Annotated in this window: 17 protein-coding genes; all 17 read right to left on the bottom strand. The window is 73.9% G+C overall.

Features of this window, described 5'->3' with window-relative positions; all coding sequences use genetic code 11:
- Positions 1–60 precede the first annotated feature (60 nt).
- Positions 61–564 (bottom strand): PH-like domain-containing protein, encoded by a 504-nt coding sequence (locus tag ACWCOM_RS12685; RefSeq protein ID WP_454549099.1) that lies wholly within the window; start codon positions 562–564, stop codon positions 61–63.
- Between the two features lie 47 nt (positions 565–611).
- Positions 612–1,919, bottom strand: coding sequence for a dihydroorotase (locus ACWCOM_RS12680; RefSeq protein WP_454549098.1), 1,308 nt, complete (start codon positions 1,917–1,919; stop codon positions 612–614).
- Positions 1,916–2,923, bottom strand: coding sequence for an aspartate carbamoyltransferase catalytic subunit (locus tag ACWCOM_RS12675; protein ID WP_454549097.1), 1,008 nt, complete (start codon positions 2,921–2,923; stop codon positions 1,916–1,918). The genes ACWCOM_RS12680 and ACWCOM_RS12675 overlap by 4 nt, the downstream gene beginning before the upstream one ends.
- Positions 2,920–3,543 carry a bifunctional pyr operon transcriptional regulator/uracil phosphoribosyltransferase PyrR gene (pyrR, locus tag ACWCOM_RS12670; protein ID WP_454549096.1) on the bottom strand — a complete coding sequence of 208 codons (624 nt, stop codon included), beginning with the start codon at positions 3,541–3,543 and terminating at the stop codon, positions 2,920–2,922. Before pyrR ends, ACWCOM_RS12675 begins: the two co-directional genes overlap by 4 nt.
- A 254-nt stretch (positions 3,544–3,797) precedes the next feature.
- Positions 3,798–4,208, bottom strand: coding sequence for a transcription antitermination factor NusB (gene nusB, locus ACWCOM_RS12665; RefSeq protein WP_454549095.1), 411 nt, complete (start codon positions 4,206–4,208; stop codon positions 3,798–3,800).
- The gene (gene efp / locus ACWCOM_RS12660) at positions 4,205–4,768 is read right to left on the bottom strand and encodes an elongation factor P (RefSeq protein ID WP_454549094.1); all 564 of its coding nucleotides are present in this window, start codon (positions 4,766–4,768) and stop codon (positions 4,205–4,207) included. The genes nusB and efp overlap by 4 nt, the downstream gene beginning before the upstream one ends.
- A 162-nt stretch (positions 4,769–4,930) precedes the next feature.
- Positions 4,931–6,046: a 3-dehydroquinate synthase gene (gene aroB, locus ACWCOM_RS12655; RefSeq protein ID WP_454549093.1), complete on the bottom strand. Its 1,116-nt coding sequence runs from the start codon at positions 6,044–6,046 to the stop codon at positions 4,931–4,933.
- Positions 6,043–6,729, bottom strand: coding sequence for a shikimate kinase (locus ACWCOM_RS12650; protein ID WP_454549092.1), 687 nt, complete (start codon positions 6,727–6,729; stop codon positions 6,043–6,045). The genes aroB and ACWCOM_RS12650 overlap by 4 nt, the downstream gene beginning before the upstream one ends.
- Positions 6,726–8,042, bottom strand: coding sequence for a chorismate synthase (gene aroC, locus ACWCOM_RS12645; protein WP_454549091.1), 1,317 nt, complete (start codon positions 8,040–8,042; stop codon positions 6,726–6,728). Before aroC ends, ACWCOM_RS12650 begins: the two co-directional genes overlap by 4 nt.
- Before the next feature lie 66 nt (positions 8,043–8,108).
- A complete protein-coding gene (locus ACWCOM_RS12640; protein ID WP_454549145.1) occupies positions 8,109–9,002 on the bottom strand; it encodes a shikimate dehydrogenase in 894 nt (297 codons plus the stop codon).
- Positions 8,993–10,219, bottom strand: coding sequence for an endolytic transglycosylase MltG (mltG, locus tag ACWCOM_RS12635; protein WP_454549090.1), 1,227 nt, complete (start codon positions 10,217–10,219; stop codon positions 8,993–8,995). Before mltG ends, ACWCOM_RS12640 begins: the two co-directional genes overlap by 10 nt.
- Complete coding sequence (gene ruvX, locus ACWCOM_RS12630; protein ID WP_454549089.1) at positions 10,216–10,902, bottom strand: Holliday junction resolvase RuvX; 687 nt, start codon at positions 10,900–10,902, stop codon at positions 10,216–10,218. Before ruvX ends, mltG begins: the two co-directional genes overlap by 4 nt.
- The gene (gene alaS / locus ACWCOM_RS12625) at positions 10,899–13,595 is read right to left on the bottom strand and encodes an alanine--tRNA ligase (RefSeq protein WP_454549088.1); all 2,697 of its coding nucleotides are present in this window, start codon (positions 13,593–13,595) and stop codon (positions 10,899–10,901) included. The genes ruvX and alaS overlap by 4 nt, the downstream gene beginning before the upstream one ends.
- A complete protein-coding gene (locus tag ACWCOM_RS12620) occupies positions 13,595–13,978 on the bottom strand; it encodes a hypothetical protein (protein ID WP_454549087.1) in 384 nt (127 codons plus the stop codon). The genes alaS and ACWCOM_RS12620 overlap by 1 nt, the downstream gene beginning before the upstream one ends.
- The gene (locus ACWCOM_RS12615; protein ID WP_454549086.1) at positions 13,975–14,415 is read right to left on the bottom strand and encodes a DUF948 domain-containing protein; all 441 of its coding nucleotides are present in this window, start codon (positions 14,413–14,415) and stop codon (positions 13,975–13,977) included. Before ACWCOM_RS12615 ends, ACWCOM_RS12620 begins: the two co-directional genes overlap by 4 nt.
- A gap of 195 nt (positions 14,416–14,610) precedes the next feature.
- On the bottom strand, positions 14,611–15,243 hold the full coding sequence (gene rpsD / locus ACWCOM_RS12610) for a 30S ribosomal protein S4 (protein WP_047803317.1): 633 nt from the start codon (positions 15,241–15,243) through the stop codon (positions 14,611–14,613).
- A 328-nt stretch (positions 15,244–15,571) separates the two neighbouring features.
- A complete protein-coding gene (glpK, locus tag ACWCOM_RS12605; RefSeq protein ID WP_454549085.1) occupies positions 15,572–17,095 on the bottom strand; it encodes a glycerol kinase GlpK in 1,524 nt (507 codons plus the stop codon).
- Positions 17,096–17,140 lie beyond the last annotated feature (45 nt).

The raw sequence follows: 17,140 nt of genomic DNA, 5'->3' as shown, positions 1-17,140 counted from the left end.
TCACGTTCGTGTCTGCGGGTCGGGAAGTCGGAGGGGCGGCCGCGGGCGGGCCGCGGGGGGTCAGGAGCGTGCTGCCGGGGCGATCGCCTCCACCTCGGCGAGCAGGCGCCGCTTGTCCTCGGCGCGCTGGGTGCGGAAGCCGGTGTCCACCACCGTGCCGCCCAGCGACCAGGTCAGCACGGCGAGTCCGTCCTTCTCGACGAACTTCCCGACCATGCCGGAGGAGGTGCCCACGGCCACGACGTCGGCGGCCGGCACGAACAGCGGGGCCGCGCCCTGCCGCTCGAGGAGCACGCCCTCGTCCAGGACGAGGGCCCGCGCCCGGCAGCGCACGCCCAGCCCGTGGGCGGCGATCCGCTCGAGCGGGGCGCCGGTGTGCGTGGTGGCCACGTACATCCCCGGCACCGCCAGCCGGGGCTCGCGCTCCTCGGCGCCGTCCGGCGGGGCCGGCGGCGCCGCGATCCCGGCCTGTCGTCGCACGCGCCCGGTCCAGCCCCGGCGGATCAGGGCGAACAGCACGGCGAGCAGGAGCAGCGTGCCGAGCACGGTGGTGAGCTGGTCCATGGGGCGGGGGCCTCCGGGCGGTGGGGGGGGGGGGTGGGCGGGGTGGCTCAGGCGCGCGGCGAGGGGCTGTTCAGCGCGCCGTCCAGGACCGTGGGGTGGCCGCGGAAGAAGGTGGCGCGCACGGCGCCGGGCAGCTCCATCCCGCGGTACGGGCTGTTGCGGCCCTTGGAGGCGTGCCGGGCCGGGTCGACCACGGTGGTCGCCGCCGGGTCCCACAGCACGAGGTTCGCCGGCTCGCCCTCCGCGAGGGGCCGGCCCTGGTCGGTCAGGCGCCCGATCCGGGCCGGGGTCGCGGAGGTGATCCGGGCGACGTCGCGCCAGGTGAGCAGGCCGGTGTCCACGAGGGTGTGCTGCACCACGGACAGGGCGGTCTCCAGCCCGGTCATGCCGTTGGCCGCGCACGACCACTCGCACTCCTTGTCCTCGGCCGGGTGGGGGGCGTGGTCGGTGCCGATGACGTCGATGGTGCCGTCGGCCACGGCCGCCCGCAGCGCGTGCACGTCCTCGTCGGTGCGCAGCGGCGGGTTGACCTTGAAGACGGGGTCGAAGCTGCGGACCCGCTCGTCGGTGAGCAGCAGGTGGTGGGGGGTGGCCTCGGCGGTGACGTCGATGCCGCGCTGCTTGGCCCAGCGCACGATGTCCACCGAGCCCTTGGTGGAGAGGTGGCAGATGTGCACCCGGGAGCCCACGTGCTCGGCGAGCAGCACGTCGCGGGCGATGATGGCCTCCTCGGCGACGGCCGGCCAGCCGGTCAGCCCCAGCTCGGCGGAGACGGCGCCCTCGTTCATCTGGGCGCCCTCCGTGAGCCGCGGCTCCTGCGCGTGCTGGGCCACGACGCCGTCGAAGCCCTTCACGTACTCCAGGGCCCGGCGCATCAGCACGGGGTCGTGCACGCACATGCCGTCGTCGGAGAAGACCCGCACCGCGGCGCGGGAGTCGGCCATCGCCTTGATCTCCGACAGCCGCTCGCCCTGCAGGCCCACGGTCACGGCCCCGACCGGCCGCACGTCCACCCAGCCGGCGGCCCGGCCCAGCTCGTGGACCTGCTCGACGACCCCGGCGGTGTCGGCCACGGGGTCGGAGTTGGCCATGGCGAACACGGCGGTGTAGCCGCCCAGCGCGGCGGCCCGGGTGCCCGTCTGCACCGTCTCGGCGTCCTCGCGGCCGGGCTCGCGCAGGTGGGTGTGGATGTCCACGAGCCCGGGCAGGGCCACCAGCCCGGTGCCGTCGACGACCTGCGCGTCGTCCGGGGCGGCGGAGCCGGGTCCCACGCGCCGGATCAGGCCGTCCTCGACGAGGAGGTCGGCCGGCTGCTCGCCGTACGGCCGGGCGCCCTGGATGAGGTACGAGGTCATGGGATGAGAACTCCTGGGGATGCGGGGGTGGAGGGGGCGTCGAGGTCGTCGCCGGCCAGCAGCAGGTAGAGCACCGACATCCGCACGGAGACGCCGTTGCGGACCTGGTCCAGCACCGTGGAGCGCGGGGAGTCGGCCGCGGCGGAGGAAATCTCCAGGCCGCGGTTCATCGGCCCCGGGTGCATGATCGCCGTCGGCGCCCCGGCGGCGTCCAGGGCCGCGACGCGCTCGGGGGTCAGCCCCCACTCGCGGGCGTACTCCTGGGCGGTGGGGAAGAAGGCGGCGTGCATCCGCTCGCGCTGCACGCGCAGCATCATCACCGCGTCCGGGGCCGGGTCCAGCGCCTGGTCGAGGGAGTAGACGACCTCGCACGGCCAGTCGGCGATGCCCACCGGCAGCAGCGTGGGCGGGGCGACGAACGTGACCCGGGCGCCGAGGGTGGTGAACAGCCACAGGTCGGAGCGGGCGACGCGGGAGTGCAGCACGTCGCCGACGATCACCACGTGCATGCCCTCGAGGTCGAGCCCGCGGGTGCTCTCCCGGCCCTCGGTGCGGGCCCGGTGCTGGCGCAGCGTCATGGCGTCGAGCAGGGCCTGGGTGGGGTGCTCGTGCGTGCCGTCGCCGGCGTTGACCACCGCGGCGTCGATCCAGTCCGAGGCGGCCAGCTGCTGCGGGGAGCCGGAGGCCGAGTGCCGGATGACCACCGCGTCGGCGCTCATCGCCGCCAGCGTCTGGGCGGTGTCCTTCAGCGACTCGCCCTTGGAGACGGAGGAGCCCTTGGCGGAGAAGTTGATGACGTCCGCGGAGAGCCGCTTGGCGGCCGTCTCGAAGGAGATCCGGGTGCGGGTCGAGTCCTCGAAGAAGAGGTTGACCACGGTGCGCCCGCGCAGCGCCGGCAGCTTCTTCACCGACCGGTGGCCCACCTCGGCCATCTGGTCGGCGGTGTCGAGCACGGTCAGGGCGGCGGCGCGGGAGAGGTCCCGGGTGGACAGCAGGTGCCTCATGCGCGGACCGCCGGCGCGGGGGTCTCGATGACCACGCAGTCGGCGTGCTCGGCCGGGCGCGGGTCGGGGTCGGTCTCGGCGAGGCGGACCCGGACCTTCTCCTGGGAGGACGTGGGCAGGTTCTTGCCCACGTGGTCGGCGCGGATGGGCAGCTCCCGGTGGCCGCGGTCCACCAGCACGGCGAGGCGCACCACGCGGGGCCGGCCGACGTCCACGAGGGCGTCGAGGGCGGCGCGCACGGTGCGCCCGGAGTAGAGCACGTCGTCGACGAGCACCACGGTGCGCCCGTCGATGCCCTGCACGGGGATGCGGGTGGGCTGCGGGGCGCGGGCGGGGTTCTTGCGCAGGTCGTCGCGGAACATCGTCACGTCGAGCTGGCCGAGGCTGGCGGCGGCGTCGAAGCCGGGGTCGGTCGCGGCGATCTTGGCCGCGATCCGCTGGGCCAGCGGATAGCCGCGGCGCGGGATGCCGAGCAGGACGAGCTCCGAGCTGCCCTTGTTGGCCTCGAGGATCTCGTGGGCGATGCGCGTGAGCGCGCGGTCGATGTCGGCTGCCGAGAGGATGACGCGCGCGGGCGAGGGTCCCGTCGAGGGACCGGCCGCGGGGGTGTCGTCGTTCATGGGTGCCGCCTCCTTCCCCGCCTCACAGGACGGACTTAAAGGTTGCTTGCTCGCCCCAAACTAGCACAGCGCACCGGGCCCGGCGGGCCGTCCGCCCCCGCCCACAGGCCCCGACGTGGGCAGGATCACGTCGCCGGACCGGCCCGGCGGTGCGGGCGGGCCCGTCCCGCCCGAAGGCGGTCCGGCCCCCCGACGACGGACACCCCGTCCCGCCCGGGGGCCCGGGCGGGACGGGGTGTCGGCGGGAGCCGGCTTCAGCCGAGCAGGGTCGGCTTCATCTTCTGCAGCCGGCCGAGCAGGCCGTTGACGAAGCGCGGGGAGTCGTCCCCGCCGAGGTCCTTGGCCAGGCTCACGGACTCGGCCACGGCGACGCCGTCGGGGACGTCGTCGTTGAACAGCAGCTCCCAGGCCCCCACGCGCAGGACGTTGCGGTCCACGGCGGGCATCCGCTCCAGCGTCCAGCCCTGGGAGTAGGTCTCGAGGTACTCGTCGAGCTCGCCGCGGCGCACGGTCACCCCGAGCACCAGCTCCTCGGCGTACGGGGAGACGAGCGCGTCGCTGTGCAGCCGGCGCCGCTCCATGACCTCACGGGCGTCCTCCCCGCGCTGCTCGGCCTCGAAGAGGATCTCCACGGCGCGGCGGCGCGCCTTGCCCCGGGCGCTCACTCGTTGACGCGGCCGAGGTAGTCACCCGTGCGGGTGTCGACCTTGACCTTCGTGCCCTGCTCGAGGAACAGGGGCACCTGGATCTGGTAGCCGGTCTCCACGGTGGCGGGCTTGGTGCCGCCGGTGGAGCGGTCGCCCTGCAGGCCCGGCTCGGTGTAGGTGATCTCCAGGACCACGGACGGGGGCAGCTCGATGTAGAGCGGGGCGCCCTCGTGCATGGCGATCGTCGCGTTGAGGTTCTCCAGCATGAAGTTCGCGGCGTCGCCGACGACCTCACCGGGGACGGTGATCTGGTCGTAGGTCTTGTTGTCCATGAAGACGTAGTCGGCGCCGTCCTGGTACAGGTACTGGTACTCGCTGCGGTCCACGGTGGCCGTCTCGACCTTGGCGCCGGCGTTGAAGGTCTTGTCGACCACCTTGCCGGAGGTCACGTTGCGCAGCTTGGTGCGCACGAACGCCCCGCCCTTGCCCGGCTTGACGTGCTGGAACTCGATGACGTTCCACAGGTTGCCCTCGAGCTTGAGCACGGTGCCGTTCTTGATGTCGTTGGTGGTAGCCACAGGTTCTCTCTCTGGTTCGGTCCGCGTCGGTCGGTCCGCGTCGTTCGGGTGGTGTCGTTCGGATGGGGCCGTTCGGACGGGGTCGTCCCGGCGGTGCCGGACGGTCCGCGCGGTCGGCGGGTCGGTGGGGCCGGAGGATGTCGCCCCGGACCGCCGACCAGTCTAGCGGGGCGCGCCCTCGGCGATCTCCTGGTAGGTCGCGAAGAGGATCGCCTGGTCCGGGACCTCGAGGATCCGGGGCCGGGACACGGCGTCCAGCACCACGAACCGGAGCAGGCTGCCCCGGGTCTTCTTGTCCCGCTTCATGACCTCCAGCAGCCGCGGCCACTGGTCCCACCGGTAGGTGGTGGGCAGGCCTAGGGCGCCCAGGATGCTGCGGTGGCGCTCGACGACGTCGTCGGCGAGGGTGCCGGCGGTGCGGGCGAGCTCGGCGGCGAAGACCATCCCGACCGCCACGGCCGCGCCGTGGCGCCACTGGTAGCGCTCGTTGTGCTCGATGGCGTGGCCGAGGGTGTGGCCGTAGTTGAGCATCTCGCGGCGTCCGGTCTCGCGCAGGTCCCCGGAGACGACCTCCGCCTTGACCCGGACCGCGCGCTCCACGAGCTCGCGGACCACCGCGGACTGCCCGTCCCGCACCGCCTGCGGGTTCGCCTCGATCAGCTCCAGGATCCGCTCGTCGGCGATGAAGCCGCACTTGACCACCTCGGCCATGCCGGTGAGCAGCTCGTTCTCCGGCAGCGTCCGGAGCGTGTCGAGGTCGCAGAGCACGGCCGCGGGCGGGTGGAAGGCGCCCACGAGGTTCTTGCCCTCGGCGGTGTTGATGCCGGTCTTGCCCCCGACGGCGGCGTCGACCATGCCCAGCAGGGTCGTGGGCACGTGCACCACGCGCACGCCGCGCAGCCAGGTCGCGGCCACGAAGCCGGCGAGGTCGGAGACCGCTCCCCCGCCCACGGACACGATCGCGTCGGAGCGGGTGAAGTCGTTGCGGCCCAGGACCTGCCAGCAGAAGGACGCCACCTGGATGTGCTTGCCCTCCTCGGCGTCGGGGATCTCGGCGGTGAAGGCCTGGTAGCCCTGGGCGCGCAGCTCCTCCATCACCACGTCGCCGGTGCTGCGCAGCGCCCGCGGGTGGATCACGAGCACCCGCTGGACCCGGTCCCCCAGCACCTCGGGGACCTGCCCGAGCAGGCCGTGGCCCACGAGGACGTCGTAGTCGTCGGCCGGGCCGGTGCCGGTGACGGGGATGGTCGTGACGGTGCCGGGAGCGGGCTCGCTCATGCCTGGGCCTCCTGGTCGATGTCGGGTCGGTCGGTGCCGGGTCGGTCGGTGCCGGGCCGGTCGGTGCCGGGCCGGTCGGTGCCGGGCCGGTCGGCCGCGGGGGCGCCCCCGTCGGCGCGCTGGGCGCGCAGCCGGACGATGGCCTCCTCGAGGTCGGCGCCGATCTCGGCGACGGGGCGGTTGCCGGTGCCGTCGAGCCGGATGTCGGCGAGCTCCTCGTAGCAGGCGCGCCGGGACTCGTAGAGCTCCTGCCAGCGCCGCTCCGGGTCGGGCTGGAGCATGGGACGGGTGCGGTTGCCGCTGATCCGGGGCAGCACCGTCTCGGCGTCCACCTCGAGGTAGGCCACGAGCTCGGTGCGCAGCATCTGCCGCACCGACGGGGTCAGGGGGGCGCCGCCGCCCACGGAGAAGATCGCGTTGGCATGGTCGGGGTCGCGCAGCACCTCCGCGACGGTGTCCGCCTCCAGGTCGCGGAAGTACTTCTCGCCGTGCTGCTGGAAGATCGTCGAGATCACCCCGTGGCGGGAGACGATCAGCTGGTCCGCGTCCACGAAGTCGTAGCCGTAGAACTTGGACATGTGCAGGGCCAGGAACGACTTGCCGGCGGCCATGGGCCCGATCAGGACCACGGGCCGCTGCGGCGCCGCAGCGGCGTCGGCCGGGGCGGGGAACTGCGCGTTCACGCACGCCCTCCCTCGGCGCCCGCGGCGGGGTCGGCGGGCGCCTCGGCCGGGGCGACCAGGGGGTCGCCCATGTGGTCCCCGGCGGTCGCGGCCACGTCGTCGCCGAGGACGCCGAGCTCCCCGGCGGAGGCGAGGGACCCGGGGATCGCGGCGAGGTAGGCGTCCTTGTTGCGGACCAGCTCGGCGACGGAGTCCCCGCCGAACTTCTCCGTCACGGCGTCGGCGAGGACGAGGGCGACCATCGCCTCGGCCACGACGCCGGCGGCGGGCACGGCGCAGACGTCGGAGCGCTGGTGGTGGGCGCGGGCCGCCTCGCCGGTGGCGACGTCGACGGTGCGCAGGGCCTTGGGCACGGTGGCGATGGGCTTCATGGCCGCCCGCACCCGCAGCACGTCGCCGATCGACATGCCGCCCTCGATCCCGCCCGCCCGGTTGCTCACCCGGCGCACGAGCCCGTCGGCGCCGCGGGAGATCTCGTCGTGGGCCGCGGAGCCGGGCCGCGCGGCGGTCAGGAAGCCGTCCCCGACCTCCACGCCCTTGATCGCCTGGATGCCCATGAGCGCCGCGGCCAGGCGCGAGTCCAGCCGGCGGTCCCAGTGCACGTAGGAGCCCAGTCCGGGCGGCAGGCCGTAGGCGAGGACCTCCACGACGCCCCCGAGGGTCTCGCCCTGCTTGTGCGCGGCGTCCACGGCCGCCACCATCGCCTCCGCGGTGGCGCGGTCGTGGCAGCGCAGCGGGTCGGCGTCGAGGGCGGCCACGTCGGCGGGCAGCGGCCGGGGGGCGTCCACCGGGGCGCTCACCGCCCCGACCGCGGTCGTGTGGGAGACGAGCTGCACCCCGAGGGCCTCGAGCAGCTTCGCGGCCACCGTGCCCAGGGCCACCCGGGTGGCGGTCTCGCGGGCGCTGGCCCGCTCCAGGACGGGGCGGGCCTCGTCGAAGCCGTACTTCTGCATCCCGGTGAGGTCGGCGTGGCCGGGACGGGGGCGGGTCAGGGGCGCGTTGCGGGCGCGTCCGTCCAGCACCGCCGGGTCCACCGGGTCGGCCGACATGACGTCGCGCCACTTGGGCCACTCGGTGTTGGCGATCTCGATCGCCACCGGCCCGCCCTGGGTCACGCCGTGGCGCACCCCGGCGAGCAGGCGCACCTCGTCCTGCTCGAACTTCATCCGGGCCCCGCGCCCGTAGCCGAGGCGGCGCCGGGCCAGGGCGTCGCGGATGTCCTGACTGGTCAGGGACACTCCTGCCGGCACGCCCTCGATGATCCCGACGAGCGCCTCGCCGTGGGACTCGCCGGCCGTGAGCCAACGCAACATAGCAACTCTTTTCCGTTCGTGGTCTCGGCGGCGGACGGCGCCCGGGGGCGCGTCCTGCCGCCAGGGTCAGGAGCCCGGCAGGGGCGGGACGGCGCGGACGGGCCGGCCCACCGCCGTGCACAGCGCCGCGATCACGTCCTGCTCGCGGGGCAGGGGTGTGCCGGGGTCGCGGCCGGTGAACAGGCGGATCTGGTCCACCGCCTGGAAGATCAGCATATCGATCCCGGGAGCCACCGCTCCCCCGGCCTGCGCCCAGGTGCGGGCGACGGCCGACGGCCACGGGTCGTAGGCGGCGTCCAGGAGGACGCCCGTGGTGACCGGGCGGAGCCGGGCCGCGTCCCGGGCGAGCTCGTCCGCCCCGTGCGGGGGCAGGGTGGAGATGACGACGTCGTAGCCGGGCAGGGCCGCGGGGGCCTCCTCCCACGCCCGCAGCCGCACCGGGACCCCGAGCCGGCGGCCGGCCTCCACCGCGCGCCCGGCGCGGGCGGCGGAGCGCACGAAGACGTCGACGCCGGGCGCGCCCAGCCGTCCGGCGGCGGCCACGGCGGCGGTGGCGGTCCCGCCGCCGCCGAGGACCGCGGCCCGGGGCGCCGCGGGCACGGGCCCGGCGGCGCGCACCGCGCCCACGATCCCGGCGACGTCCGTGTTGTGCCCCAGCACCGTGCGGTTGGGGCGGAAGACCAGGGTGTTGACCGCGCCGACGGCCCCGCCCAGCTCCGTGAGCTCGTCGGCGCACGCGGCGGCCACCGACTTCAGGGGCATCGTCACCGACAGCCCGCGCCAGGCGGGGTCGCCCCGGCGGGCGTCGACGAACGCCGGCAGCTGTTCCTCGACGAGGTCGTGGGCGCCGTAGTCGACGTCCTCGCCGAGCACCGCGTACGCGGCCCGGTGCAGGTCCGGGGAGCGCGAGTGCCCGATGGGGTGGCCCACCACGGCGGCGCGGGCGGGGCTCACCCGCACCGGCCCTCGTTCTCGCCGCACCACTGGTTGTACTCCTCGACGTTCTCCAGGTGCTCCGCGTAGGTCTCGGCGAACTTGGTCTCGCCGGTCTCCAGGTTCACGGTCACCCAGAAGTAGTAGCCGGTCTCCTCGGGGTCGGCGGCCGCCTTGATGGCGGCGTCCCCCGGGGAGCCGATCGGCCCGACCGGCAGCCCCGGGTTGGCGAAGGTGTTGTAGCGGTTGGACTCGTCGCGGCGCTCCTCCTCGGAGAAGTCGTAGCTCTTGCGGCCGAGGCCGTAGGTCACGGAGGCGTCGGACTGGATGAACCCGGAGGTCTCCCCGTCGGGGTTCTGCAGGCGGTTCTCGATCGCCCCGGCCACGACGTCGTAGTGCTCGGGCTGGACCTCGAACTCGATGATCGAGCCGATGGTGAGCACCTCGAAGATCTGGTCCTCCTCGGTGATCCCGTTGTCGTCGAGCGTCGCGCGGGTGCGGTCGACCATGGCGCGCAGCACCTGCTCGGCGGTGGCGTCGAGCGGGAACCGGTACTCGCCCGGATGCAGCCAGCCCTCGAGGGTCGGGAAGCGGGCGGGGATGCCGAAGGTCTCGGTGTCCTCCTCGTAGGCCTCGAACTCCTCGACCGGGATGCCGGTGGACTCGCTGAGGACGCCGAAGACGTCGGAGATGCGCTGGGTCTGGTCGATGGCCGCGTAGTGGGTGGCCTCGTCCTCCTCCATCAGCGCGGCCACGGCGGCGTCCGAGCTCATCTCGGTGCGCAGCTCGTACTCGCCGGGCTGGATGAACTCCCCGGAGTGCTCCTCCTGGAAGCTCTCCAGGAAGGTCTCGGCGTCGGCGACGACGCCCTGCTGCTCGAGGGCCACGGCGACCTGGCCGGTGGTGGCGCCCTCGCCGACCGCGAAGGTCATCGGGTCCTTGCCGTCGCCGCGGTAGTCGCGCACCTCGAACCAGCCGAAGGTGGAGGCGAGCACGGAGACGGTGATCAGCCCGGCCAGCAGGAACAGGGCGATGGCGGTGGTCAGGGAGACCCGGCCGCGGCGGCGCCGGCGCTTGACCTGCTCGGGGGTGAGCTCCTCGTGCTCGAAGACGCCGCGCAGGCCCGTGGAGGGCTCCCGCGACGACGGGGCGTCCAACAGGCTGCCCAGTCCGCCCGAGCCCGCGGACTCGCGGGCGGTCTCGGGGCGGCGGGGCGCCGACTGGTCGTACGGGTCGTCGCTCACGAATGCTCTCCGTCCGGATCGGTGGTCGTCAACGGTGCCGTCCGCGCCCGGTCGGGCGGTCCGGCGGTGTCCTCGGCGGTGCCCCGGGGAGGGGTGGAGGCGTGCCCGGGGCGCTGCGCGACGGGACCGTCCGCGTCGAGGTCTCCACCATTATGCGCGACGTCCTCCGGCGCGGCGGCGCGCGCCGGGCCGGGCCCGGGCGGGTCCACCGGGGCGCCGGGCTCCGAGCCCGTGGACCGCGCCCGGTCCACGGCGCTCTGCAGGATGGTGGCGGCGGCCACCTGGTCGACCTTGTCCCGGTGCTCCCGGCGCGAGACCCCGGCCTCGAGCAGGGCCCGGTGGGCGTCCACGGTGCTCAGCCGCTCGTCGACCAGCCGCACCGGCACCTCCCAGCCCTTCGCCCGCAGGCGCCGCACGAGCGCGGCGGCGTAGTCCCGGGCCATCGCGGTCGAGGCGTTCTCCCCGCCGTCCAGGCTGCGCGGCAGGCCCACGTAGACGCCCACCGCGCCGTGCTCCTGCACCAGCCCGGCCAGCAGCTTCACGTCGAAGCCCTTGCGCGGGTCCCGCTGCAGGGTGGTCAGCGGGGTCGCGAGGATGCCGTCGGGGTCGCTGAGGGCGACCCCGACGCGGACCAGGCCGACGTCGACCCCGATCCTGCGGCCCCGCACGTAGTCGTCGCTCACGCGGCGGCGCCGCCTGTCGCGCGGCTGATCTCGGCGAGCACCGCGTCGAGCGCCGCCCCGATCTGCGAGGCGTCCTGCCCGCCGCCCTGGGCGATGTCGTCCTTGCCGCCGCCGCCGCCGCCGAGGACCTGGGCGGCGGTGCGCACCAGGCGTCCGGCCTTGACCCCGGCCTCGCGGGCCTCCTCGGTGGTGGCGACCAGGACCAGCGGGCGGCCCTTGGCCACCCCGGCCACGGCCACGACCGCGGCGGTCCGGCCCAGGCGGCCGCGCAGGTCCAGGGCGAGGGCGCGGACGTCGTCGGCGCCGGCCACCTCACCGGCGTCGTGCACCAGCGCGGTGACCGGGCCGATCGCCCGGGCGCCGTCCAGCAGCGCGCCGGCCTGGGCCTGGAGCTTCTCGCGGCGCAGGCCGGCGAGCTCCTTCTCCGCGGACTTGAGCTTGTCGAGGGTCGCGGCGAGCCGCTCGGGCAGCTCGGCGGAGCTCTGCACCTTGAGCATGTCGGTGAGCTGGTGCACCAGGGTGCGCTCGGCGGCCAGGTGCCGGAAGGAGTCCAGGCCCACCAGCGCCTCCACGCGGCGGTTGCCGGAGCCCACCGACTGCTCGCTGAGCAGGGTGAGCGAGCCGATCTGGGCGGTGGTGCCCACGTGGGTGCCGCCGCACAGCTCGCGCGACCACGGCCCGTTCATCTCGACCACCCGCACGCGGTCCCCGTACTTCTCGCCGAACAGGGAGGTGGCGCCCATGGCCTTCGCCTCGGCGAGGGCCATCTCCTGGGTCACGACCTCGTAGTTCTCGTGGATCGCGGCGTTGGACACCTCCTCGATCTCCTGGCGCTGGGCCTCCTGCAGGCCCTCGCCCCAGGCGAAGTCGAAGCGCAGGTAGCCCTCCTTGTTGAAGGACCCGCGCTGGACCGCCTCCGGGCCGAGGATGTCGTGCAGGGCGGCGTGGACGATGTGGGTGCCGGAGTGGGCGGCCTCGGCGGCGCGCCGGCGGGCCACGTCCACCTGGGCGAGCACCGTGCTGCCGGAGACCACCTCGCCCTCGCGCACGACCGCCTGGTGCACGGACAGGCCCTTCACCGGCTGCTGCACGTCCGTGACCTCCAGGACGAACCCGTCGCCGGTGATGGTGCCCCGGTCGGCGGCCTGGCCGCCGGCCTCCGCGTAGAACGGGGTCTCGTCCAGGACGACCTCCACGGCGGCCCCCGCCGGCGCGGCGGGCACGGTCACCCCGTCCTGCAGCAGGGCGCGCAGCACGGTCTCGCCGCGCAGCCGGTCGTAGCCGGTGAAGACGGAGCCGCCCTCGTCGACGAGCCGGCGGAACGCCGAGAGGTCCGCGTGGGCGCCCTTCTTGGCGCGGGCGTCCTGCTGGGCGCGGCGGCGCTGCTCCTCCATGAGCCCGCGGAAGGCGCTCTCGTCGACGGCGACCCCGGCCTCCGCGGCCATCTCGAGGGTCAGGTCGATCGGGAAGCCGTAGGTGTCGTGCAGGGCGAAGGCCTCGGCCCCGGAGACCGCCTGGCCCTGCCGCTTGGCCCCGGCCACGGCCTCGTTCAGGCGCGTGGTGCCGGACTCGATCGTCTTGAGGAACGCCTTCTCCTCGGCATAGGCGATCCGGGCGATGCGCTCGAAGTCCTCGCCCACGTAGGGGTACACGCCCTGCATGGCGTCCCGGGAGGCCGGCAGCAGCACGGGCAGGCAGGGGTCGGTGACGCCCATCAGGCGCATCGCGCGGATCGCCCGGCGCAGCAGGCGGCGCAGGATGTAGCCGCGGCCCTCGTTGGACGGGGTGACGCCGTCGGCGATGAGCATCAGCGAGGACCGGACGTGGTCGGCGACCACGCGCATCCGCACGTCGTCGTCGTAGCCCTCCTCCCCCGGCTTCTCGGACCCGCGGTACCGCTTCCCGGACAGCTCGGCCGCCTTGTCCAGCACGGGCCGGACCTGGTCGGTCTCGTAGAAGTTCTCCACGCCCTGCAGCAGCATGGCCAGGCGCTCGACGCCCAGCCCGGTGTCGATGTTCTGCTCCGGCAGGTCCCCGAGGATCTCGTAGTCCTTGCCGGTCCCCTCGCCGCGCTGGTACTGCATGAACACGAGGTTCCAGATCTCGATGTAGCGGTCGTCGTCGACCGCCGGGCCGCCCTCCCGGCCGTAGCGGGGGCCGCGGTCGTAGAAGATCTCGGAGTCCGGGCCGGCGGGGCCGGGCTGGCCCGTGTCCCAGTAGTTCTCGTCGCGGCCCATCCGCTGGATCCGCTCGGCGGGCACGCCCACGGTCTCGCGCCACAGGGCGTAGGACTCCTCGTCGCCCTCGTAGACGGTCACCCACAGCCGCTCGGGGTCCAGGCCGAAGCCGCCCCGCTCGAGCGGACCGGTGAGCAGCTCCCACGCCATGGGGATGGCGCGCTCCTTGAAGTAGTCGCCGAAGGAGAAGTTGCCGGCCATCTGGAAGAACGTGCCGTGGCGGGCGGTCTTGCCGACCTCGTCGATGTCGAGGGTGCGGATGCACTTCTGGATGGACGTGGCCCGCCGGTAGGGGGCCGTCTCCTGGCCGAGGAAGTACGGGATGAACGGCACCATGCCGGCGATCGTGAACATGGCACCGGGCTGGGTGGAGATCAGCGAGGCGGAGGGCACCACGGTGTGGCCCTGGCCTTCGAAGTAGTCCAGCCAGCGCTTGGTGATTTCCTGAGAGAGCATTACCGGTGCTTTCCTTCGCGGTGGGTCGAGGGGGGTGTCGAGGGGTCGGTGGGCTCCGCCGGGGCGCCGCCCGCCCGCGGGGCCGCGGTGCCGTCGAGCACCTGCGGGGCGGCCGTGCCGCCGGTCAGGCCGGAGGGCCGGGGCCCGGGGGCGCGCACGCCGAAGGACTCGCGCAGCTCGGCCTCCCGCTCGTCCATCCCCGCCCGGACGGCGGCGGCGAAGCGGTAGAGCCGGGAGCGCCAGTCGTCGGCGCGGGGGGTGCGTCCCGCCCCGGGCCGGCCGGGCACGGAGAGGTCCCGGCCCGGGCCGCGGGGGATCCGGGTGGCGGCGGCCCCGAGCAGGCCCCCGGCGGCCACGAGGGCGATCCTGCCCCAGAGGCTCACGGCCGGTCCTCCCCCGGGACCGTGCTCCCGGCGGCGGGACCGGCGCCGTCGGCGGTGCCGAAGTGCTCGGCCCGGTGCGCGCCCTGGGGGGTGGTGTCACCGGTGAACGCGCGGCGCACCCCGTGGGAGAACGCCGCGACCTTGATCAGCGGCTGGCCCACGGTGGAGGCCACCAGGGAGGACAGCGCCGAGACGTTCGCGGAGGCGTCGGAGACGTTGGTCGTGATGCCGTCGACCTTCTCGAGCTGGGAGTTCGTGGTGGACACGGTGCGGGTGACCTCGTCGATCAGCGGGACCGTCTCGTTGTTGAGCGAGCGGATCGTCAGCCGCAGCTCGTCGAAGACCCTGCCGAGCTTGAGGATCGGCACGGCCAGCAGGAGCACGAGCACGGCGAACACCCCCGCGGCGAGCAGTCCTGCGATTTCTCCACCGGTCATGGGGCGGCGCTCTCCTTGCTGGTCGGGTCCGACGGGGGCGGGGCGGCGGGACCGCCCCGGGCGTGCGGTGCGGGCACCGGTGCGGTGCCCGGGGGTCAACTGTACCGAACGGGAAGAGCCCGCGGCGCTGGCGCCGCGGGCTCTTCCGCCGGTGAGGCCCTGTCCCGGGGGTGCCGGGGCAGGAGCCCGCAGGGATCAGGCCATGCGGGCGTAGTACTCCACCACGAGCTGCTCCTCGCAGGTCACGGGGACCTCGGCGCGCTTGGGCTTGCGCACCAGCTTGGCCTGCAGCTTCTCGATCGAGACGTCGAGGTAGCCCGGGGTGTCGGGCAGCACGGCCTGGTGCGCGCCGGCGGCGGCGACCTGGAAGGGCGCCATCTTCTCGGACTTGGGGTGCACGTGGATGAGCTGGCCCTCCTTCACGCTGTAGGAGGGGCGGTCCACCCGCTGGCCGTCCACCATGATGTGGCGGTGCACGACCATCTGGCGGGCCTGGGCCATGGTCCGGGCGAAGCCGGAGCGCAGCACCAGCGCGTCGAGGCGGGACTCCAGCAGGGCGACCAGGTTCTCACCGGTCTGCCCCTCCTGGCGCTTGGCCTCCACGTAGGCGATGTGCATCTGCTTCTCGCGGATGTTGTACTGCGCGCGGAGGCGCTGCTTCTCGCGCAGACGGACGGCGTAGTCCGAGTCGGCCTTGCGGCGGGCACGGCCGTGCTCACCGGGGCCGTAGGGACGGCGCTCGAAGTACTTCTCGGCCTTCGGGGTCAGGGCGATCCCGAGGGCGCGGGACTTGCGCACCTGACGGCGCGCACGCGTGTTGTTAGCCACGTTTACCTTTCACAATGCGGTGCCCTCCCCCGCCCGGGGTCCGGTGCGGGGGGAGCGTGTTCTGGTCGGTCCGGCCTCCGAGGACGGGATCGGTCCCGCCGGAGAGGTGAGGATCAGCCGCAATCCTCCGGTCCTACAAGCGCCGTGGCCGCGCGCCGCGCACCGTGGTTGAGGCGGGGCGCCGGGCGTGCGGGAGCACGGGCCTTGCCGGCCGACGGTCCAGTATAGCGTGCGCGGGCCCGCGGCGCGCCCCGGACGGGGACGCGGCGGGGCGCCACCCGGACCTGCCGGATGGCGCCCCGCCGCGCGAGCACCGTGACGGCGTGGCTCAGTCGACGTCCTCGTCCACCCAGTCGAAGGTCTTGGTCACGGCCTTCTGCCAGTTGCGGAACAGCCGCCCGCGCTCGGCGTCGTCCGCCTGCGGCTCCCAGCGCTTGTCCTCGGCCCAGTTCGCGGTGACCTCCTCCGTCCCGGACCAGAACCCCACCGCGATGCCGGCGGCGTAGGCGGCGCCGAGGGCGGTGGTCTCGGTCACCTGCGGGCGGATCACGGGCACCCCGAGCTGGTCCGCCTGGAACTGCATGAGCAGCTCGTTGGCGGTCATCCCGCCGTCCACCTTGAGCTCGGTGATGTCCACCCCGGCGTCGGCGTTCATCGCCTCGACCACCTCGCGGGACTGGTAGGCCGTGGCCTCCAGGGCGGCCCGGGCGATGTGGCCCTTGTTCACGTAGCGGGTCAGCCCCACGAGGGCGCCGCGGGCGTCGGGGCGCCAGTACGGGGCGAACAGCCCGCTGAAGGCCGGGACGAAGTAGGCCCCGCCGTTGTCCTGGACGGACGCGGCCAGGGACTCGACCTGCGGCGCGGAGGAGATGATCCCCAGGTTGTCGCGCAGCCACTGGACCAGGGACCCGGTCACGGCGATCGAGCCCTCCAGGGCGTAGACGGCGTCCTGGTCGCCGATCTTGTAGCACACGGTGCTCAGCAGGCCGTTGCGGGAGTGCACCACCTCGGTGCCCACGTTCATCAGCACGAAGCTGCCGGTGCCGTAGGTGTTCTTGCCCATGCCCTTCTCGAAGCAGGCCTGCCCGAACATCGCGGCCTGCTGGTCGCCCAGGATGCCGGCGATGGGCACGTCCTTGAGGAACCCGCGGGTGCGGCCCCTGCCGTAGACCTCGGAGGAGGAGCGGATCTCGGGCAGCATCGACAGGGGGATGCCCATGTCGGCGCAGATCTCCTCGTTCCAGTCGAGGGTCTCCAGGTTCATCAGCATGGTGCGCGAGGCGTTGGTCACGTCGGTGACGTGCACCCCGCCGTCCACGCCGCCGGTCATGTTCCACACCAGCCAGGCGTCGGTGTTGCCCATCAGCAGGTCCCCGCGCTCGGCCCGCTCCCGGGCACCGTCCACGTTGTCCAGGATCCACTTGACCTTCGGGCCCGAGAAGTAGCTGGCCAGCGGCAGCCCCACCCGGTCCTTGTAGCGGTCCGGGCCGGCGTCCCCGCCGAGCTCCTCGACGATCTTCTGGGTCCGGGTGTCCTGCCAGACGATGGCGTTGTAGACGGGCTCGCCGGTGGTGCGGTCCCAGACCACGGTGGTCTCGCGCTGGTTGGTGATGCCCACGGCGGCCAGGTCCCGGGCGTTGATCTCGGCGGAGGCCTCGGCGTCGGCGACGACCTTGCGGACGTTGCGCCAGATCTCCATGGGGTCGTGCTCCACCCAGCCCGCCCGCGGGAAGATCTGCTCGTGCTCGAGCTGGCCGGTGCTGACGATGGTGCCCCGGTGGTCGAAGATGATCGCCCGGGTGCTGGTGGTGCCCTGGTCGATGGCCATGACGTGCTGCGGTTCGGTGCTCAAGGGTCGTACCTCACTTCGTTGTGGTGTGCTGCGGGTCGGACGGGT

It is taken from the genome of Kocuria sp. KH4, assembly GCF_053711175.1.
The sequence above is the reverse complement of the archived record's forward strand: the minus strand, read 5'-3'. Positions and strand labels throughout refer to the sequence as shown.

What these genes read in the sequence shown, in the direction of transcription:
- ACWCOM_RS12685 (WP_454549099.1), bottom strand. Translation starts at nt 564, where the DNA reads ATGGACCAGCTCACCACCGTGCTCGGCACGCTGCTCCTGCTCGCCGTG.
- ACWCOM_RS12680 (WP_454549098.1), bottom strand. Translation starts at nt 1,919, where the DNA reads ATGACCTCGTACCTCATCCAGGGCGCCCGGCCGTACGGCGAGCAGCCG.
- ACWCOM_RS12675 (WP_454549097.1), bottom strand. Translation starts at nt 2,923, where the DNA reads ATGAGGCACCTGCTGTCCACCCGGGACCTCTCCCGCGCCGCCGCCCTG.
- pyrR (WP_454549096.1), bottom strand. Translation starts at nt 3,543, where the DNA reads ATGAACGACGACACCCCCGCGGCCGGTCCCTCGACGGGACCCTCGCCC.
- aroB (WP_454549093.1), bottom strand. Translation starts at nt 6,046, where the DNA reads ATGAGCGAGCCCGCTCCCGGCACCGTCACGACCATCCCCGTCACCGGC.
- aroC (WP_454549091.1), bottom strand. Translation starts at nt 8,042, where the DNA reads ATGTTGCGTTGGCTCACGGCCGGCGAGTCCCACGGCGAGGCGCTCGTC.
- alaS (WP_454549088.1), bottom strand. Translation starts at nt 13,595, where the DNA reads ATGCTCTCTCAGGAAATCACCAAGCGCTGGCTGGACTACTTCGAAGGC.
- ACWCOM_RS12615 (WP_454549086.1), bottom strand. Translation starts at nt 14,415, where the DNA reads ATGACCGGTGGAGAAATCGCAGGACTGCTCGCCGCGGGGGTGTTCGCC.